Origin of the sequence: Curtobacterium sp. MCBD17_019, from assembly GCF_003234555.1 — a bacterium.
Classification (GTDB): domain Bacteria; phylum Actinomycetota; class Actinomycetes; order Actinomycetales; family Microbacteriaceae; genus Curtobacterium.
Genome location: NZ_QKTT01000020.1, coordinates 1 through 18072, shown reverse-complemented (window position 1 = coordinate 18072; position 18072 = coordinate 1). Strand labels below are relative to the sequence as shown.

The 18072-nt window shown below is 68.5% G+C and carries 14 protein-coding genes; 7 read left to right on the top strand and 7 right to left on the bottom strand.

What is annotated here, in order from left to right; genetic code table 11:
• Positions 1 to 84 precede the first annotated feature (84 nt).
• Genes DEI82_RS16025 through DEI82_RS14645 form a run of 3 tightly spaced genes read left to right on the top strand, consistent with a single transcriptional unit; the run spans position 85 to position 3910 of the window.
• Complete coding sequence (locus DEI82_RS16025; RefSeq protein ID WP_181435239.1) at positions 85 to 918, top strand: universal stress protein; 834 nt, start codon at positions 85 to 87, stop codon at positions 916 to 918.
• Positions 915 to 3443, top strand: coding sequence for a phosphoketolase (locus DEI82_RS14650; protein ID WP_111037422.1), 2529 nt, complete (start codon positions 915 to 917; stop codon positions 3441 to 3443). The genes DEI82_RS16025 and DEI82_RS14650 overlap by 4 nt, the downstream gene beginning before the upstream one ends.
• Positions 3440 to 3910 (top strand): pyridoxamine 5'-phosphate oxidase family protein, encoded by a 471-nt coding sequence (locus tag DEI82_RS14645; RefSeq protein WP_111037421.1) that lies wholly within the window; start codon positions 3440 to 3442, stop codon positions 3908 to 3910. The genes DEI82_RS14650 and DEI82_RS14645 overlap by 4 nt, the downstream gene beginning before the upstream one ends.
• Before the next feature lie 47 nt (positions 3911 to 3957).
• Here DEI82_RS14645 and DEI82_RS14640 read toward each other — a convergent pair whose 3' ends face one another.
• The 4 genes from DEI82_RS14640 to DEI82_RS14625 all read right to left on the bottom strand — a co-directional run bounded on the left by DEI82_RS14640 (position 3958) and on the right by DEI82_RS14625 (position 8211).
• The gene (locus tag DEI82_RS14640) at positions 3958 to 4857 is read right to left on the bottom strand and encodes a carbohydrate ABC transporter permease (RefSeq protein ID WP_111011388.1); all 900 of its coding nucleotides are present in this window, start codon (positions 4855 to 4857) and stop codon (positions 3958 to 3960) included.
• Positions 4857 to 5756 (bottom strand): carbohydrate ABC transporter permease, encoded by a 900-nt coding sequence (locus DEI82_RS14635; protein ID WP_111037420.1) that lies wholly within the window; start codon positions 5754 to 5756, stop codon positions 4857 to 4859. Before DEI82_RS14635 ends, DEI82_RS14640 begins: the two co-directional genes overlap by 1 nt.
• Before the next feature lie 2 nt (positions 5757 to 5758).
• Complete coding sequence (locus tag DEI82_RS14630) at positions 5759 to 7087, bottom strand: extracellular solute-binding protein (protein WP_111037419.1); 1329 nt, start codon at positions 7085 to 7087, stop codon at positions 5759 to 5761.
• 86 nt (positions 7088 to 7173) lie between these two features.
• Complete coding sequence (locus tag DEI82_RS14625) at positions 7174 to 8211, bottom strand: NAD(P)-dependent alcohol dehydrogenase (RefSeq protein WP_111037418.1); 1038 nt, start codon at positions 8209 to 8211, stop codon at positions 7174 to 7176.
• A gap of 331 nt (positions 8212 to 8542) precedes the next feature.
• On the opposite strand from DEI82_RS14625, the gene DEI82_RS14620 reads away from it, so the two are divergent.
• The 3 genes from DEI82_RS14620 to DEI82_RS14610 are packed head-to-tail and all read left to right on the top strand — an operon-like array spanning position 8543 to position 12809.
• A complete protein-coding gene (locus tag DEI82_RS14620; protein WP_111011384.1) occupies positions 8543 to 9589 on the top strand; it encodes a LacI family DNA-binding transcriptional regulator in 1047 nt (348 codons plus the stop codon).
• A gap of 54 nt (positions 9590 to 9643) precedes the next feature.
• On the top strand, positions 9644 to 11734 hold the full coding sequence (locus DEI82_RS14615; RefSeq protein ID WP_111037417.1) for a hypothetical protein: 2091 nt from the start codon (positions 9644 to 9646) through the stop codon (positions 11732 to 11734).
• A complete protein-coding gene (locus DEI82_RS14610) occupies positions 11727 to 12809 on the top strand; it encodes a class I mannose-6-phosphate isomerase (RefSeq protein ID WP_111037416.1) in 1083 nt (360 codons plus the stop codon). The genes DEI82_RS14615 and DEI82_RS14610 overlap by 8 nt, the downstream gene beginning before the upstream one ends.
• 31 nt (positions 12810 to 12840) lie before the next feature.
• On the opposite strand, the gene DEI82_RS14605 is transcribed toward DEI82_RS14610, so the two are convergent.
• Positions 12841 to 13242 carry a hypothetical protein gene (locus DEI82_RS14605; RefSeq protein WP_181435238.1) on the bottom strand — a complete coding sequence of 134 codons (402 nt, stop codon included), beginning with the start codon at positions 13240 to 13242 and terminating at the stop codon, positions 12841 to 12843.
• Positions 13243 to 13727: 485 nt separating this feature from the next.
• Between DEI82_RS14605 and DEI82_RS14595 the strand changes: the two genes are divergently transcribed.
• Positions 13728 to 13982, top strand: a complete 255-nt coding sequence (locus DEI82_RS14595; RefSeq protein WP_111037414.1) for a hypothetical protein — start codon at positions 13728 to 13730, stop codon at positions 13980 to 13982.
• A 790-nt stretch (positions 13983 to 14772) separates the two neighbouring features.
• On the opposite strand, the gene DEI82_RS14585 is transcribed toward DEI82_RS14595, so the two are convergent.
• Positions 14773 to 17343, bottom strand: coding sequence for a hypothetical protein (locus tag DEI82_RS14585; protein ID WP_146242938.1), 2571 nt, complete (start codon positions 17341 to 17343; stop codon positions 14773 to 14775).
• Positions 17344 to 17493: 150 nt separating this feature from the next.
• Entirely contained in the window at positions 17494 to 17922 is a 429-nt protein-coding gene (locus tag DEI82_RS14580; protein ID WP_146242937.1) for a hypothetical protein, read from the bottom strand.
• Between the last annotated feature and the right edge of the window lie 150 nt (positions 17923 to 18072).

The window sequence follows — 18072 nt, the reverse complement described above, 5'->3', positions numbered from 1 at the left end:
CGGGGCGGCGCAGCCGCGGGAGCCGGGACCTTGGTCTCTGGGTCCGGTCCGCCGCAGCACGGACCATCGAGGAGGAGGCGGCACATGGGTGAGCGGTACATCGTCGGGTTCGACGACTCGCGGCCGAGTCGACGCGCACTGGACTGGGCGCTCGACCGCGCCGCGCGAGACCACGGGTGCGTCGTGCTCGCCCACGTCCGCACGGTTCCGGACGGCCCACCCTCCGACCCGGACCTGGAGGCCGCGGTCACCCGTGCTCGCACCCGCCGTCGCGATGTCGGGGTGTCGCTGCTGCGGATCGACGGGGACGACGTCGTGGCCGCCCTGCTCGGGGTAGCCGAGGACGAGGACCTCCTCGTGGTGGGCACGCACAAGACGGGTCACCTGCACGGCCGGGCGCTCGGCACGCGGGCACTCGCCTTCGCGGCTGGCGCGCGCTGTTCGGTCGTCGTCGTCCCGGACACGGACCTGCGGTTCCGTCGCGGTGTCGTCGCGGGCGTCGGCGGTGCAGGGGCGGCGGACGTGTGCGAGACCGCGGCCAGGGAGGCCGAACACCGTGAGGAGGAACTCGTGCTCGTCCGGGCGCTCGAACCCGACGGGTCCGGCGACGACGGCACCCCGCTCGGCACCACCGGCGGACGCGTCCAGGACGCCCACCCGCTCCTCGAGGTGTCCGCGCGCACCGCTTCCCGTCCAGCGGCGCCCATGCTGCTCGATGTCGCGCTGGGGCACGCGCTCCTCGTCATCGGCGCGCGCCATCCGGCCCAGGCGCGGGCCGGGTACGTCGGCGCGGTGCTCCACGACGTGCTCATCAACCTGACCGCACCCGTGCTCGTGACCCGCCACCGCGACCTCGTCGCGACCGCGGCAGCGAGTGGTGCGGCCACTCGACCGGACCCCATCGAGGAGAACGCATGACCGACACGACCATCAGCAGGACCGACACCACGGCGACAGAGGTCGCCTTCCGGCGCGGCAACGGAGCGGAGGTGGACGAGCCCACGATCGACCGCCTCGACGCGTGGTGGCGGACCGCCAACTACCTCTCCGTCGGGCAGATCTACCTGCTCGACAACCCGCTGCTCCGACGGCCGCTCACCCGTGACGACGTCAAACCGCGCCTCCTCGGTCACTGGGGAACCACCCCCGGACTCAACTTCGTCTACGCCCACCTGAACCGGGCCATCCAGGAACGCGATCTCGACACGCTGTACGTCACGGGGCCGGGGCACGGCGGCCCGGGCATGGTGGCGAACGCCTACCTCGACGGCACCTACACCGAGGTCTACCCACGGATCGGGCAGGACGAGGACGGCGTCCGGCACCTGTTCCGTCAGTTCTCCTTCCCCGGCGGCATCCCGAGCCACGCGGCACCCGAGACCCCGGGCTCGATCCACGAGGGCGGGGAACTCGGCTACGCCCTGTCACACGCGTACGGCGCCGCCTTCGACAACCCGGACCTCCTCGTCGCCGCGGTCGTCGGCGACGGCGAGGCCGAGACCGGCCCCCTGGCGACCAGCTGGCACTCCAACAAGTTCATCGACCCGCTCCACGACGGCGTCGTGCTCCCGATCCTGCACCTCAACGGGTACAAGATCGCGAATCCGACCGTGCTCGCCCGGATCCCCGAGGAGGAGCTGCTGTCGCTCATGCGCGGGTACGGCCACACCCCCTACGTCGTGTCCGGCGGGTTCGACGGCGAGGACCCGCGGGCGGTCCACCGCCGGATGGCGGAGACCCTCGACCGGGTCCTCGACCACGTCGCCGAGATCAAGGCCGCAGCCGCCGCGGGCACCCTGGAGGGCCGCCCCGCCTGGCCGATGATCGTCCTGCGTACACCGAAGGGCTGGACGTGCCCCGCCGAGATCGACGGCAAGCCCGCCGAGGGCAGCTGGCGTGCCCACCAGGTGCCGCTCGCGAGCGCCCGGGACACCGAGGAACACCTGCAGGTGCTCGAGGGCTGGCTCCGCTCCTACCGACCCGAGGAGCTGTTCGACGACGAGGGCCGGCCCGTCGCACTCGCGACGGCGCTCGCCCCGACCGGCGACCGGCGGATGAGCGCCAACCCCGTCGCGAACGGCGGGCTGCTCAAGCGGGACCTCGTGTTGCCCGACTTCCGCGACTACGCGGTCGACGTCCCCACGCACGGCGGCTCCATCGACGAGTCCACCCGGGTCCTCGGTCGGTGGCTCGCCGACGTCGTCCTCGCGAATCCGGACACGTTCCGGATCTTCGGCCCCGACGAGACCGCGTCGAACCGCCTGAACGCCGTGCTCGACGTGACCGACAAGCAGTGGGACGCCGAGGTGGTGCCGTCGGACGAGCACCTGGCGCGCGCGGGCCGCGTCATGGAGATGCTGAGCGAGCACCAGTGCCAGGGGTGGCTCGAGGGCTACCTGCTGACCGGACGGCACGGACTGTTCACCAGCTACGAGGCCTTCATCCACATCGTCGACTCGATGCTCAACCAGCACGCGAAGTGGCTCAAGGTGAGCAAGACCATCCCGTGGCGGCGGCCGATCGCGTCGCTCAACTATCTGCTGTCGTCGCACGTGTGGCGCCAGGACCACAACGGGCTGTCGCACCAGGACCCGGGTTTCATCGACCACGTCGTCAACAAGAAGCCAGACATCGTTCGGGTGTACCTGCCGTTCGACGCCAACACGTTGCTCTCGACGTACGACCACTGCCTCCGGAGCGTGGACTACGTGAACGTCGTCGTGGCGGGCAAGCAGCCGACGTTCAACTGGCTTCCCATGGACGAGGCGATCGCGCACATGACCCGCGGCCTCGGCATCTTCGACTGGGCCGGCACCGAGGTCGACGGCGAGGAGCCCGACGTGGTCCTCGCGTGCGCCGGCGACGTCCCGACGCTCGAGACCCTGGCGGCCGCGTCGATCCTCCGCCGCGAGGTCCCGTCGCTCCGGGTCCGGGTCGTCAACGTCGTCGACCTCATGCGGTTGGTGAGCGAGGGCGAGCACCCGCACGGGTTGTCCGACGCGGAGTTCGACGCCGTGTTCACCCCCGACAAGCCGGTCGTCTTCGCCTACCACGGGTACCCGTGGCTCATCCACCGACTGACGTACCGCCGACACGGCAGCGGCAACCTGCACGTCCGCGGCTACACGGAGGAGGGCACGACGACGACGCCCTTCGACATGGTCATGCTCAACGACATGGACCGGTACCACCTCGTCATCGACGTGCTCGACCGCGTTCCCGGGCTCGCGTCCCGCTCAGCCGGACTCCGTCAGCGCATGCAGGACGCCCGCATGGCTGCCCGCGCCTGGACCCGGGAGCACGGGGAGGACATCCCCGAGGTCGCCGACTGGACCTGGACCGACGACGGTGACGCGCACCACGACGCCGCCGCGGTCCGTTCGGCGAACGTCGGTGTCGACACCGTCTCGGCCACTGCTGCCACGGGTGGTGACAACGAGTGAGCGAGCACCGGAACGACCCCGAGCCCGTCCCGACCCGCACCTCCGACCGGCCCGGCGCCCACGCGTCGACCGCACCGGTCGAGGAGCTCGTCCTGGTCCTCGATCCGGACCAGTGCTGGACCCGACTGCGCGACGCGAGCACCGGGCGGGTGGCGTTCCGCACCGACGAGAGCATCGAGATCCTGCCCGTCAACCACCTCTCCGACGACCGCCAGATCGTCTTCGCGACCTCGAGCCACGCGATCCTCGCCGCCGTGGCCGACCGACGTGAACTCGTCTTCGAGGTCGACCACCACGACGGGTGGACCGCCTGGAGCGTCGTCGTCCGCGGGCCAGCCCACACGACCCAGGCGAACGACGGCACGGCGGGGCGACTCCGGTCGATGCTGCCCACGCCGAAGATCGCGACGGTGGTCATCGAACCGACGACCGTCACCGGGCGCCTGTTCGACCGGGCCGCGCCCTGACGCGGACGCTGCGGTCAGCGCGCGCGGCCACTGCGGTCAGCGCGCGCTCATTTGCCCGCGCCCATGGTGAGCCCGGCGACGAGCTGCCGCCGCGCGAGCAGGTACAGCACCAGGATCGGCAGCGCCGAGAGCACGACCGCCGCGAGCGTCGCCGGCACGTTGATGCTGAACTGCCCCTGGAAGTTCCACAGCGCGAGCGGCAGGACGCGCTTGTCGTCGCTCTGCGTCAGCACGAGGGGCAGCAGGAACCCGTTCCAGACCTGGAGCGCGTCGTAGATCGCGACCGTCGCGATGGACGACCGCGAGAGCGGGAGCACGAGGCGCCACAGGATGGCCCACTGCCCCGCACCGTCGACCCGCATCGCCTCGAACAGCTCCCCCGGGATGTCGCGGATGAAGTTGACGAGGATGAGGACCGTGATCGGGATCGCGAAGGCGATCGACGGCAGGATCACCGCGGCGAGCGTGTCGTACAGGCCGACGCGGCCGAGTACGAAGAACAGCGGGATGACGGTCGCCTGCAGCGGGATCGCCAGGCCCAGGAGGAACAGCGAGTAGGTGCTCCGGACGATCCACCGCCGCGAGCGCACGATCGCGTAGGCCGCGAGCAGGCAGACGGCGGTCGTCACGACGACGGTGACGAGCGAGACGATCACGCTGTTCGCGAAGTAGACGCCGAAGCCGGACTGCAGCACGAGCGCGTAGCTCGCCAGGGTCGGGTGCGTCGGCGGCGCGAGGGGGTTCCGCGTGTAGTACGAGCCCTGCGCGGTGATGCTCGTGATCACGACGTAGTAGATCGGCAGGAGCACGACGGCGAGCCAGACCCAGGCCGCGACCGCGCCGACGACGTTCCGGTTGGCCCGTGTGCGCCGTGGCCGACCGGCGCCGTTCGTGCGGGTCGTGGTGGATCCGCCCACGGCGGTGTCCCGGACGCTTGCGATCGCCATCAGGCGCCTTCCTGCTCGCTGGTCATGCGGTTGAACCCGCTGAACCGGGTGAGTGCGAGCGCGATGACCAATCCGATGACGACGAGGATGACGGCGAGCACGCTCGCGTCGCCGAGGTCGCTGGCGGAGAAGCCGGTCAGGTACATGTCGAGTGGGAGGATCCGGGTCGCGTACCCGGGGCCGCCCTGCGTGAGGACGTACACGATGTCGAAGTAGGTCAGGGACCCGACGATCATGAGCGTCGAGGACGTGATGATCGTGTTCCGGAGCTGCGGCAGCGTGATGCTGAAGAACTGGCGGACCCGTCCGGCCCCGTCGATCTGCGACGCCTCGTAGAGGGACGCCGGGATCTGGCGCGCGCCGGCTTGGTACAGCAGCGAGTGGAACGGGATGAACTGCCACGCGATGACGAAGATCACCACGTACAGCGCCGTGGCGGGGCTGCCGAGCCAGTCCTTCGACAGCGCGGGCAACCCGAACGCGTGACCGACGCCGTAGTTCGGGTCGAGCAGCGCCTTGAACGCGATCGCGATCGCGGCCGACGACAGGATCAGGGGCAGGAAGTACAGCGCGGCGAGGACGGCGCGGTACCGCTGCTTGCCCGACACGAAGACCCCGACGAGGATGCTCATCGGCGTCTGGATCACCCACGAGATCACGATCACCTGCAGCGTGAGCCACAGCGCGTGGTAGGTCAGTGGATCGCCGAGCTGGCTGATCCAGTTGCGGATCCCGTTGAACACGGGAGCGGTGAGGCCGTCCCAACTCGTGAAGCTGAGTCCCAGCGCGATCACCAGCGGGATGATCGCGAACGCCAGGAACATCGCGAGTGCGGGGATGACGAACCAACTGCTCGGGGCCGATCCGTCGATGACGGCCCCACCGTTCCGTGTGCGCATGCCTACTTGCCGATGGTCGTGTTCATGTGGTCGGAGAACTGCTTCGGCGTCTCCGACTGGTTGAAGAGCAGGTCGAGCTGGGTCCAGAACTCCGTCGAGGCGGCGGGGCTGAGCGCGAGGTCCCAGGACTGCTGGAAGTGCGGCGCGTCCGTGATCATCTGCTCCGCCTGCTTGGCGAAGTCGCCCTTGAGCTTCGACGACACCCCGGTGACCGGCGGGATCTGCCCCTGCCCGATCATCGTGTTCACGTACGAGTCGTTCCAGACGCTCTTGGTCACGTACTGCAGCGCGGCCTTCGTCTGGGCGGTGGACGCCTTGGACGACACCGACCAGTAGACCGAGGGGTTGCCCGCGATGTCCTTCGGGTCGCCCTTGCCGCCGGAGACCGCGGGGAACGGTGCGACCTCGAGCTTGCCGCTCTTGACGAAGTTCGGATCGATCGACGAGATACCCGAGTAGGCCCACGTGCCCTGGAGGAGGAAGCCCGCGCGGCCCGTCACCATGAGCGCGAGGTCGGCGTTCGTGTCGGCGGACACTGACGCGAACCCGTCCGCGAAGCCCCCGGCCTTGATGAGCTGCTGGATCATCGTCGTGGCCTGGATCACGGCGGGGTCGGACCAGGCGTTCGGCTTGTTGTCGAGGATCGCCTGGAACGGAGCAGGGCCGCCGATCCGGTCGACGAGGTACTCGATGTACATGAGGTACGGCCACTTGCTCTGACCACCGAGCGAGATCGGGGCCACCCCGGCCGCGCGGAGCTTCTTGACGTCCTTGAGCAGGTCGTCCCAGGTGGCCGGAGCCTCGCTGATGCCGGCCTTCTGCAGCACGTCCTTGTTCATGTACAGGACCACGGGCGCGGTGGAACTCGCGGGGATCGCGTAGGTCTTGCCGTTCACCTTGCCGGTGTCCGCGATCGAGGGGACGATCTTGTCGGTGAAGGACGCGTCCGACTTGAGGTCGCTGCTGAGGTCCTTGACGAGCCCGGCCTTGACGTACGACTTGAGCGTGCCGCCGCCCCAGTTGTAGACGAGCGTGGGTGCCTGCGGCGAGTTGATCGCGGTGCGGATCTTGTCCTTGAAGTCGTTCGTGCCGAAGTACGAGTCGGTGATCTTCTGGTCGGGGTGCGCCTTGTTCCACGTCGCGATGGACGGTTGGATGTTCGGCTTGTCGGCGGTGGTGCTCCAGGCCGTGATGGCGCTGCTGGACGAGCCGCTGCCGCCGGCGCTGCACGCGGCGAGGGAGATCGCGACGGCTGCGGCGGCGACGGTGGCGGCGGTCCGGCGGATCAGTCGTCCGCGGGTGATCGGCCGCGACGATGCGGGGATCTTCATGGGGGTACTCCTCAGGAGTCTCGGGATGGTGTGTTGCGGGGACGTCCGGGTGGACGGGCCGAGGCCACGAAACGGGCGACGGGAGATCAGGGGACGACGACGGCCTTGAGCGTGTCGGGGCGCGTCGCCGCGTCGAGCGCGGCCTCGACCTCGTCGAGGCCGAACCGACCGGTGACGAGTGCGTCCACGTCGACGAGCCCGGCTGCGATGAGCCGGATGGCGATCGGCCACGTGTTCGCGTACCGGAACACCCCGGTGACGACGAGCTCGCGGTTCTGGATGCGGGACACCGGGAGCCGGATCTCGTCGGCGCCCATGCCGACGAGGACGACACGACCCGCGGGAGCGACGGCGTGGATGCCGGCGCGGACGGCGGGTTCGGCGCCGGACGCGTCGATGAAGGCGTCGACCTCGTAGTCGGCGGTGGCGACGTCGACGACCATGGGGTCGACGACCTCCGTCGCGCCGAAGCGGAGTGCGACCTCCCGGCGTTCGGCCACCGGGTCGCTGACGATGATCCGCGTCGCGCCGAACGCGCGAGCGACCTGCGCGGCGATGACACCGATCGGCCCGGCCCCGGCGATGAACACCGAGCTCCCGGGCGTGGTCTGCGCCTTCTGGTTGGCCCAGATGCCGACGCTGAGCGGCTCGCAGAGCGCCGCGGCCTCGATCGACATCGTGTCCGGGATCGGATGGGCGTGATCGGTCTGGATGGCGGCGTACTCCGCGAACGCGCCGTCGATCGGCGGCGTCGCGTAGAACTCCATCGAGGTGCAGAGGTTGTAGCGGCCGTGCTTGCACTGGTCGCAGTGTCGGCAGGCGCACTGCGGCTCGATCGACACGCGCTCGCCGACGCGGTCCGGCGAGACCGCAGCCCCGACGGCGACGATCGTGCCCGCCGACTCGTGGCCGAGGATCATCGGCTGCTCGACGACGAACGAGCCGATGCGGCCCTCGTGGAAGTAGTGGACATCCGAGCCGCAGACGCCGACGGCGGCGATCCGGACCAGGACCTGGTCGGGATCGAGTCGGGGCACCGGCACGGTGTCGACACGGACGTCGCCCGGGGCGTGCAGGACGCTCGCCCGCATGTGCTCCGCGACGGAGGCGGATGGTGCAGTCATGTGGACCTCTCCGGCCGCGCCATCGCGGCTCCTCGGACCCTCACAGCATCGATGCTGAGTGGTAACGGTTCCAACAATGCGCACGCGCGTCGAGGGTTGTCAACTCCTCTGGCCAAGAAATATGGCGGAATCGGGCCTCCGAGCCCGCCACCATTGACAGCGCCAGCGCGTTCCTCCTACTGTTCGATGTGGAAACGGTTCCACTTTCTGTTGCCTGCCCGAGGAGGGACGCGATGCCACGCAACGCCGCTGCCCCCGCTCGGGACGTCGTCCCTGTCGCTCTGCGCTATGCAGGGCACGCGGCGAGCGCCGCGTCAGGGAGGAGCGACGGATGACCGACAGCACGCAACGCCCCAAGCGGGGCCAGGTCACGATGCGCGAGGTCGCCGAGGCGGCCGGCGTCGGCATGGGCACGGTGTCGCGGGTCTTCTCGAACGTCGGAGCGGTCGCCCCGGCCACGCGCCAGCGGGTGGAGGCGGCGGCCAAGGACCTGCATTACCGTCCGAGCGCGCTCGGTCGGGACCTGAAACGACGGACGACGAACAACATCGGCCTCATCGTCACCGACATCTCGAACAACTTCTACGGGGAGTTCGCCCAGGGGGTCCTCGCGAGCGCCAAGGAGCTCGGACGCCACGTGATCCTCTGCGCGAGCGGCGAGGACCCGGCGACCGAGCGGGAGTACATCGACCTGCTCGTCGAGCAACGCGTGGACGGGATCATCGCCTTCCCCACGGGGAGCAACCTCGACGCGTGGGAGACCGCGCGGGCGATCGGCATCAACGTGCTGTTCGCCGACCGGACGATGGCCGACCTCGACGTGCCGTCCATCCTGGCGGACAACCTCGGGGGCGCCCGCCGACTGACGGAGTACCTCCTCGCCCTGGGGCACGAGCGGATCGGGTACCTCGGTGGGCCTTCCCAACTCACGACGGGCAGCCAGCGCGAGGCGGGGTACCGGCTCGCCCACGAGCAGGCGGGCGTCCCCGTGATCGACGAACTCGTCGTGCGCACCCGGTTCACCCGGGACACCGCCTACGCGAGCGCGATCCGCCTCCTCGACTCGGCGGTGCCGCCGACCGCGCTCCTCGCCTCGAACAACATCCTCGGCGAGGCGGTGCTGGCCGCGGTCCGCGACCGCGGTCTCCGCGTGCCCGAGGACCTCTCGCTGGTCATGTTCGACGACGTGCCGTGGGCGCGCCTCGTCGACCCGGCGATCACCGTCGCGGCGCAGCCGGCCTGGGGCATGGGCCAGTCGGCGGCGCGGATGGTGCTCACACTCGACGACGACACGCGGTCCCAGGTGGTCCCGGTCGACGTGGTCATCCGGCGCAGCGCCGCTGCCCGGTTCATGGACACTCCCGTCATCGGGAGCTGACCGACGGGTCGGACCCGTCACGTGCCCACGACGCTGTGGGAGGAAGAGCGACACATGGAACGCGGTATCTACTTCGACGGCTGGTACCCGAACGAGCACTGCTACCACCCGAGCATGCCCCCGCGGCGGCTCACGATGGCGGACGACGTCGTCGAGATGGGTGGGACGATGCTCGTCTGGGCCGGCCTCGGCGGCGGCGTGATCAGCCTCCCGTACCTGGAGGACGAGGCGTTCGGGCCGATCCCGCAGCGGTTCCGCCAGCACGGCTACGTCAACGAGTCGGAGTTCATCGCGTACACGAAGGAGCGCGGCGTCGACCTGTTCGGCATCGTGTTCGAGGCGCAGGCGTGGGAGTTCCCCGCCGAGGTCGAGGACGGTCGCGTGCTGGCCCAGAACCAGCTGCGGGACGTCGGCACGCGCACGACGATGGGCCTCCGCGAGTTCTCGACCGACACCGGACCGGCCGACTGGAAGCCGTTCCGCCACTACTTCCCCGACGGCCTCGTCAACAGCGACGGCGACCAGGTCACCGACCTGTGGGAGGAGGTCGTGTCCCGCGACCTCGAGGGCCGCCCCCTGCACGCCCACTGGGTGGAGGTCGACGGCACGGGCCAGTCCTGCTACCTCGCCGACCGGAACAACCCGGTCTGGCGCGAGTACCTCAAGGCGGTCATCCGCATCCAGATCGACGCCGGGGCGCCCGGGGTCCAGCTCGACGAGACCGACGTGCCGCTGCTCGCCCTGCGCTACGGCGGCTGCTTCTGCAAGGACTGCGTCAAGGGGTTCCGGGCGTACCTGCAGACCCTCGACACACCCCCGACGGAACTCGCCGGGGTCGACCTCGCCACGTTCGACTACCGGCAGTGGCTGCTCGACCAGGGGTACCGGACGGGCACCGCCCCGCAGACGTACCCGCTGTACGCCGAGTACTGCCGCTTCCTGCAGATCGCGATCACCGAGACGTTCCACGAGGTCGCCTCGTACGTGAAGGAGTACGCGGCGTCGCAGGGCAAGCAGGTCCGCGTCGCCGGCAACTTCTACGACTGCGCGCCGTTCTACGAGGCGATGGTCGACGACGTCGACGTGCTCGTCACCGAGATGCGCGAGACGAAGTACCAGCAGCCCTGGTACTTCCGCCACGGCGTCGGGATGAGCCGCGGACGTCCGCTCGTCGCGGTCGAGAACCCGTACGGCGGCATCACCGAGGACCTGCTCCGCCGCATCCAGCGAGGACGCGCCCACGACCTGTTCCGCCTGTCGATCTTCGAGGCGAACGCGATGGGCGCGAACATGTCCCTGCCGTACGGCTCGTGGCTCGGGACCGAGGTGAAGGACTCCTACTGGGTGCCGAAGGACCTGGCGGTCGAGACCGGTCAGGCGCTCGTCGGTCTCGACGCCGTCACGTCGAACGTCTCCGTGCACAGCACCGCCGTCGTGTACTCCGTCCCCAGTGTCATGCGGGCGATGATGGACTCGGACATGTTCAGCGACGACGGCCGCTGGTTCGAGCCCGTCGAGGCGGTCGACGCGCGCGCCTCCTCGTACTGGGAGACCATCGAGTGCCTGAGCCGGTCCGGCCGCACCTTCGACGCGATCGTCCTGCCGGACGAGGGCCTCCGCCAGGACGACACGGTGGCAGCGACCTTCGCCCCCTACGCGACCGTGGTCGTACCGGACGCGTGGAACATGAGCGCCCGCCAGCACGAGGCGCTCCTCGGCTATCTCGACCAGGGTGGACGCGTCGTGGTCAACGGCGCCTACGGCACCGAGTTGCCGGCGGTCGACCGGGAGGCCCTGCTCACCCACGCCGGGACGAACCACCTCGACGACGTGCGCGCGATCCCCGACCTGGTACCGCAGGACGTCCTCGGCGAGTTCGATGAGGCGATGGCCGTCAACGTCCACCATCTGCCCGACGACACGCTCGCCGTCCACGTCGTCAACTTCGACTACCAGGAGGCCGACGACGCCGTCCAGTGCCGGCTCGACTTCGAGATCGGCGTCCGCACGGATCGCGCGATCACGACCGCGACCGTCCACCGGCCGGGCCTCGACCCCGAGACCGCGCCCGTGCACCTCGCCGACGGCGTCGCGCGTGTGACCATCCCGACCCTCGACCTCTACGCGGTGGTGCACCTTGCCTGACCGACCCGAGCCGCACGACGCAGCGGACGACGCTGCACGAGCCGAATGGTCCGCTGCCCCCATCCGCCTCGCCGCGAACCAGCCGCCTGCCCGGCCCTACCGGGGCGGCGCCGGCATCGCGCGCTTCCGAGGCCTCCCCGAGTCCGAGGTGGACCCGTACACGCCCGAAGACTTCGTGGCTTCGGTCACGACCGTGCACGGGTCCGACCACGTGGGCCTCACCGAGCTCGCGCCGGGACTGACGCTCCGCGACGCCGTCCGGGCCGACCCCCAGGGGTTCCTCGGCTCGGAGCACGTCGCCCGGTTCGGTGCCGAGACCATGCTCCTCGTGAAGCTGCTCGACACGGCGGAGCGCCTGTTCGTGCACTTCCACCCGGACGACGACCACGCCCGCACCCACCTCGGCGAGCCCCGCGGCAAGACCGAGGCGTGGATCGTGCTCGCCGTGGCGGACGGCGTCGACGGCTACGCGTCCCTCGGGTTCACGCGCGAGGTCTCCGAGGCCGACGCCGCAGCCTGGTTCGCGGAGCAGGACGCCGGCGCGATGCTCGCCGCGATGCACCGCGTGCCGCTGCGCCCCGGGTCCGTGTTGCTCGTGCCCGCGGGGGTGCCGCACGCGATCGGCCCCGGCATCACGCTCGTGGAGCTGCAGCAGCCGGCGGACCTGTCGATCCTGCTCGAGTACGACGGCTACGCGGGCCTCGACGCTGCCACGGCGCTCATGGGGAACGAGCTGCACGAGTCGCTCCGGGCACTCGACCGACGCGCCTGGACCGCGGAGGACGTCGCCCGGCTCGTCGGCGACCCGACGGCACCCGACAGCACCACCGCCTCCGTGTTCCCGCCCGCCGCGGACCCGTTCTTCCGCGCCGAACGGATCCGCACGACGGAACCCGTGCGCCTGCCGGCGGCGTTCGCGGTCGTCGTGGTCGTCGGCGGCAGCGGGACGATGGGGTCCGGGTCGGGCACGCTCCCGCTCGCCGCGGGTGACACGGTGCTAGTGCCGTTCGCCGTGGGCGACGTCGAGCTCTCCCCCGGGCTCGACGTCATCCGGGCGCTCCCGCCGCGGCCGTGAGTCCGGGCGCCGATGGGGGCGCCGTGACGCTTCACCGCGACTGCGTCACGTCGTCACCGACCGGGTCGCCGCCAGCGAACAGCGATGCCAGTGCGTGGGGAGCCCCGGTGCCGAACACCAGATCCACGGTCTCATGTGCGGCGGCGGCCTCGGCTTCGCTGCGCTCGAACATGGCGATGTTCGCGCCCTCGCCACCGGGCACCGTGACGTGCGCGGCGTCACCGAGGAGTGTCACGCCCGGGACCCGGACCCAACGGTGCCGGTCGGGGAGCTCGTGGATGCTGCGGAGGACGGGCGCCGTGTCGCTGTCCGTGACGAGCGCGGTGAGTTCCGGTGCCCATCCATCGAACTCGGCAGCGATGCGGGCGCGAGTGACGTCGGCGTCGGCGAAGTCGATGCCGTCGAACCATGCCAGCGGGTGGGACAAGATCACGTAGGTGTGGATGACGTTCCCGGCCTCCCGGTGTGCGAGGAAGCCCGTTCCGGGCTCGAGTGCGTAGAGGGCGCTTCGTCAGGAACGAGACGTTCCTGTTCGAGTGACGTTGCGGCGACCCAGCTTGGGTCGTACTTGTTGCTGTCTGACGCACGGCAGCTCGGGGACGCCCCCGCCGACGTCGAGCGCCGCGGCGAGTGGACCCGTCTCGCTGCGGAGGTGGACACCTTCCGGGCTCGGTACCGCGTGGACGCGGCCGAGACCCAGGCGATCCCCGCAGCCTTCCGTGAGCAGAAGATCGGCAGCTCGCCGCCCGGGTCACGGCTACGGGGAAGGCCGCGAAGCTGACGACGCGGCCACCGGCCACGGTAGAGGACCGGCAGCGCGAGGCCCAGCGGGCCTCGCAGGCAGCCGCTGACGTTCGCGCCGCAAAGCAGGGCATGACGACTGCCGCGAGCCCGCGGGTCACACAGGGAGGAGCCGCGATGAGCGACGCAGGGGAAGAGGCGTTCGGTCACGTCGGCCGGGCGATCGGTCGTGTGGCGAAGGCGGCCACCAACGAGGTCACGAAGGCGGCCGACCGGACGCGTGCCGAGCGGGCGCGCGACACGATACGCGCCGCCGGTGTCGACCCGGACGCCGGCGTGTCTCCTGAGGCGAAGGAGCGCGCAGCCGGGCAGCGCGAGCAGCAGCAGGACGACCGTGGCCGCGATCGCGGCGATGAGGGCCGCGAGCGGTGACACCGGGCCGTACGGCATTCAGATGGTGCGAAACGGTGCCGCGCTGGCCCGCTTGTGGCCCCAGCCGTGCTCACCGACCGACATCGGCGGCTGCGCGTTGCACAATGACCTGCAGGAACGGCAGGTAGGAGCTTTTGGTCGGATCTACAAGGCCTCTTTCGGAATCGTCGGGCGCTCGGATCGAACCGCAAAATACGCTAACCGAGCCTCCGCCGCTGCTTTGGCGCCTCGTAGTGGTCGCCACAGCAAGTGGCTCTATGCTACGTGCATGAACCAGGAACCGGGCTGGTACGACGATCCGGACCCGTGGTATGTGCGGTACTGGGACGGGTCAGCCTGGGCGGGTCGCAGACCAAGGTATCCGGCGGACTTTCAGGCGGAGTCTTCCGCGCACCAGTCGGTCCCAGTCCCTCACGCTGCCACCAAGGCAACTTGGGCACTCGCAGTCTCCGCACTCTTTGCGCTGAACGATGTCGCCGTTCTCCCGATTGGTTATTCGCCGCTGAGCGACACGAACTGGGCTTTGATTTCAGCTATAGCAGTCCCAGTAGGAACAATTGCCGCGTTACTCCTGCTCATTCTATATGTCCGCGGGCTACGGCTAGAGTGGGCGAATGGGCTTGCAATATGCATCGGTCTAGTCATGGTGCTATCTTTCCCGATTGGAATGCTCGTCACAAGCGGATTGCATTCCTTTGGAGTGACCGGTCCGTGACGCCTAACAATTAGTGAGGGTGTGCCCGGCATTTTGATGCCGCGCACACCCTCACTAATATGTTATTCCATGCAGTTATGAGGCGTACCTACAAGTGTAAGACGCGTCTTCCGGTGACAGCGAGACCGTCGGCGGCGCTCCGCGATTGACCCATGCCCCGGTATTCTCGTCGATCTGATACCAGTCTCCGTCCGTCGCGACAAAGTCCAGGAAGTCCACCCGAGTACCCGCCATGTCGGGCGCAGCGAGGGATCCCGAGTTTCCGTCCGTGAGATCCTCGGGGGCCCCCCAGGCGGTCATCAGGGTCCCCTGATGGGCGGTGATGGTGCCGATGCTGCGATCCATGCTGAGGCTCGTGATGCCGTCGAGAGTGGTGTCGGCGCTCGCATCGTTGTCGGCCGCGTCCCAGAGGTCGTCGTCGAAGGACCAGATAGTGTCCCCGGTGAGTCCCCAGGCGTAGCCCGCGCTCTGAGCGACCTGGTCAAACTTCACGCCGCCCGTGTCGTACTGCTGCCAGGTGTAGTGGTAGTAGTGGCCGTCGTTCGGCGGATTATCGGGGTCGTTCACCCGACGCCAGACGTTGCCGTCACTGTCCAGACCGATGATGGTGCCTTGGTCTATCGCGACCTGCGTGAAGTTGATGCCGGAACTGATCGGCGTCGGGCTCTGAATGTAGGACGGGTCGGCGCTATACGATCTGTTGACGAAGTCTGGATTGCGACCCCACACCTGAATGTCGCCGCTACCGGCGATCCCGACCGCGGTACTGCCATCAAGATCGAAACTTCTCCACGTTCCCGGGATCGTCTCGGGCCCGTTGCCATTCGTCCAGGTGATCAACGAACCGTCCCCATTCAGGACGTACCCGGTCTGCTGTGCGTGCAGCGCGGGGTCATTCACCCCGTGGATCTTATAAGGGTTCACGAAATCGTTGACCGTACAGGAGCTGCTGCCGTTCGCATAGGCCCCGAGGAGTGATGCGTTGCCCGAGCCCCACAAATTGCCGCTTTTGGTGAGGCCGAACTGGCCGGCGACCGTAACCCACTCGTCCGTAGAACGATTCACCTGGGCGGAGATGACTTGCGCGCACACTGTCGGGTTGGTGCTCGGCGGGTCACCCTTGAGAATCACGATGGGTAGGTCGTAAATGCCGGCAAGCAGGCAGTAGAGGTGGGTGGCAGTGCTGTGGAAGAGGTTTGTCCAGGTGGTGGCACCATTCCAGCTCACCCACGCTTCGTGAGAGGGCATCGTGAATTGCCAACCGCTGATTCGTGTCAGGCCCGTCGCGTACATGTCCAAAGCTGCCTTGTAGGTGATGGAACCAACCTCCTTCAAGTGGGGGCAGAACGGATCGTTAGCTACATGGTTGATGAGAACCCGGGCATAACCGTTACTGAAGTCAGTGTCCTTTGCGAACGTGATACCAGTGATGGGTGCCTGTCGCTGGGCGAGAACTGAGCCGTCGTCGGTGCTGAGGATGCGGGTGTAGCCGGTGTCTGCCCCGGTGTCGACGGTCTGATCGTTCCAGTCAACGTTGACGACGGCTTCGGTGCGGTAGGGGTGGTCGTCAGAGGCGGCGGGCTGCTGAAAGCCCCGGCCGTCGCCCTTGAACGTCTCGGCCGCCGCACTCGCGAGGGCGACAAGTGGCGCTTCGTGTAAGTCGAGCACGTTGTACTCGGCGATACAGCCGTCAGCGATGGTTTGGTCGCTGGCGTCGCCGCCGTCCGCAATTGTGGTCCAGGGGATGAACGTCCGATAGTTCACCGCGGTCGACGCGACCGTCGCCGGCACCGCGGCCGTTGCTGCAAGCCGTCGAGCCCTCAGCGACTGCGTGACCGGCGCTGCCGGCGTCTTCACGGAGAGATTCTGGGTCGTCGAAAACGCTGGCGCCGTCGCCCCGGTCGTGGTGCTGTCGAAATCATCGGCAGGAGCCGGCGTTGGGGTGTCGGTCGGAGCCGGCGTCGCCGTGTCGGTCGGAGCCGGCGTTGGGGTGTCGGTCGGAGCCGGCGTCGCCGTGTCGGTCGGAGCCGGCGTCGGGGCTGGGGTGTCGCTGGGTGATGGGGACGATCCGTTGTCGGCAGCATCGGCGTCGAGTGCTTGGTTGAGATCGGCCTTCCACTTGTCGAGGTCAAAAACAGTTGCCTGCGTCTCCTTCGACGGCGACGTGGCAATCATCTGGAGCGCGTAGGACGTGCCGGGCGTGAGTCCCGTGGCGACGAACGAACCGGTCGGCTGTGTTCCGAGGGAGTCGCCGTCGACAAGAAGCTGGAACTGGTCGGCATCGGCCTGCGCCTTCCATGCCACGGAAACGGTGGTCGGAGTCGCAGCGACGATGGTCTGGACGGACTTGTCGCCCGAGGTGGGAGGAGTCCCCGATTCGGTCACATCCAAGCCGGAGTAGATCGTCTCATCGAAGGGATCGCCGCCGACCGTTGTTCCGGTAACAACGCGGGCGTCATCGGTGGACCCCGAGTCGGACGAAACCGTGAGCGGGTTTCCGTCTGTGTCGACGAAGGTCCCTGGGTGATCGATGTCGACCTTCACCGCTGGGTGCAGGTCATCTGCATGCGCGGCTGTGGTCGCAGAAAGTGAACCGGCTACCAGCAGCAGGGTTAGCGCGCCCTTGAGCGCATTGATACGTCGCACAGGTCCCCCCAAGGTGATGAATCCTTGGAACCTAGCGGTTGGCTTCTCCGCCCTGATACCCCCCAAACGAGGTGTAGCGTGAGCGCCGATAATATAAATTTTGTCAGTTCGAGACGCTGTACCAGGAACCCCGGCGCGAGGTCTTAGGGATCAAGCGTGCAGCGTGAAGAACGGCACGATCGATCGGTCACCGTCTGCGCGGTTGTACCGCATCCAGCCGGTCCGCTCATAGAAGCCCGCTGCATCTCCGTGCACCCAGAGGTCTTGGACCATGAGTTCGACGGCGCGGCGACCAATTCCCTGGCCCTGCCGATGAGCGGCTACTTCAAATCGCGCTAGCTCCATTGGATGCACGAGGCGTCCCAGGCCGACATGAGCTGCTTGTGGTGCATGCGGCAGCAGCATCGCCCTGGCAACCTCCTCACCGCTATCGAAAAACGACAGCGCATCCGCCTCGTCCCGACCGCTTTCGCGCCAAGTACGAATCCACCAGCCGTCGTTGAAGCCCGGCAGCCTCGGCTCGAACGGTGAAGCCCACGCCGACGTCGGCGGAAGCTGTTGCAGGATCAAGCCGGGCATGGCGCCATCGTAGGGACCCACCTGGCGCATACGCGCTAGTGACCTGTCCCGGGTTTCCCGGACGCTCTCTTTGTGTTGATCATGCCGCGGTTTCGGCGGCGGTGTAGAGGTTCTCGAATTCGATGGGCGAGTAGTAGGCGAGCGCGGAGT

Coding starts and splice junctions, on each gene's coding strand:
- DEI82_RS16025 (WP_181435239.1), top strand. CDS start 85: ATGGGTGAGCGGTACATCGTCGGGTTCGACGACTCGCGGCCGAGTCGA.
- DEI82_RS14650 (WP_111037422.1), top strand. CDS start 915: ATGACCGACACGACCATCAGCAGGACCGACACCACGGCGACAGAGGTC.
- DEI82_RS14640 (WP_111011388.1), bottom strand. CDS start 4,857: ATGGCGATCGCAAGCGTCCGGGACACCGCCGTGGGCGGATCCACCACG.
- DEI82_RS14635 (WP_111037420.1), bottom strand. CDS start 5,756: ATGCGCACACGGAACGGTGGGGCCGTCATCGACGGATCGGCCCCGAGC.
- DEI82_RS14630 (WP_111037419.1), bottom strand. CDS start 7,087: ATGAAGATCCCCGCATCGTCGCGGCCGATCACCCGCGGACGACTGATC.
- DEI82_RS14625 (WP_111037418.1), bottom strand. CDS start 8,211: ATGACTGCACCATCCGCCTCCGTCGCGGAGCACATGCGGGCGAGCGTC.
- DEI82_RS14620 (WP_111011384.1), top strand. CDS start 8,543: ATGACCGACAGCACGCAACGCCCCAAGCGGGGCCAGGTCACGATGCGC.
- DEI82_RS14615 (WP_111037417.1), top strand. CDS start 9,644: ATGGAACGCGGTATCTACTTCGACGGCTGGTACCCGAACGAGCACTGC.
- DEI82_RS14595 (WP_111037414.1), top strand. CDS start 13,728: ATGAGCGACGCAGGGGAAGAGGCGTTCGGTCACGTCGGCCGGGCGATC.
- DEI82_RS14580 (WP_146242937.1), bottom strand. CDS start 17,922: ATGCCCGGCTTGATCCTGCAACAGCTTCCGCCGACGTCGGCGTGGGCT.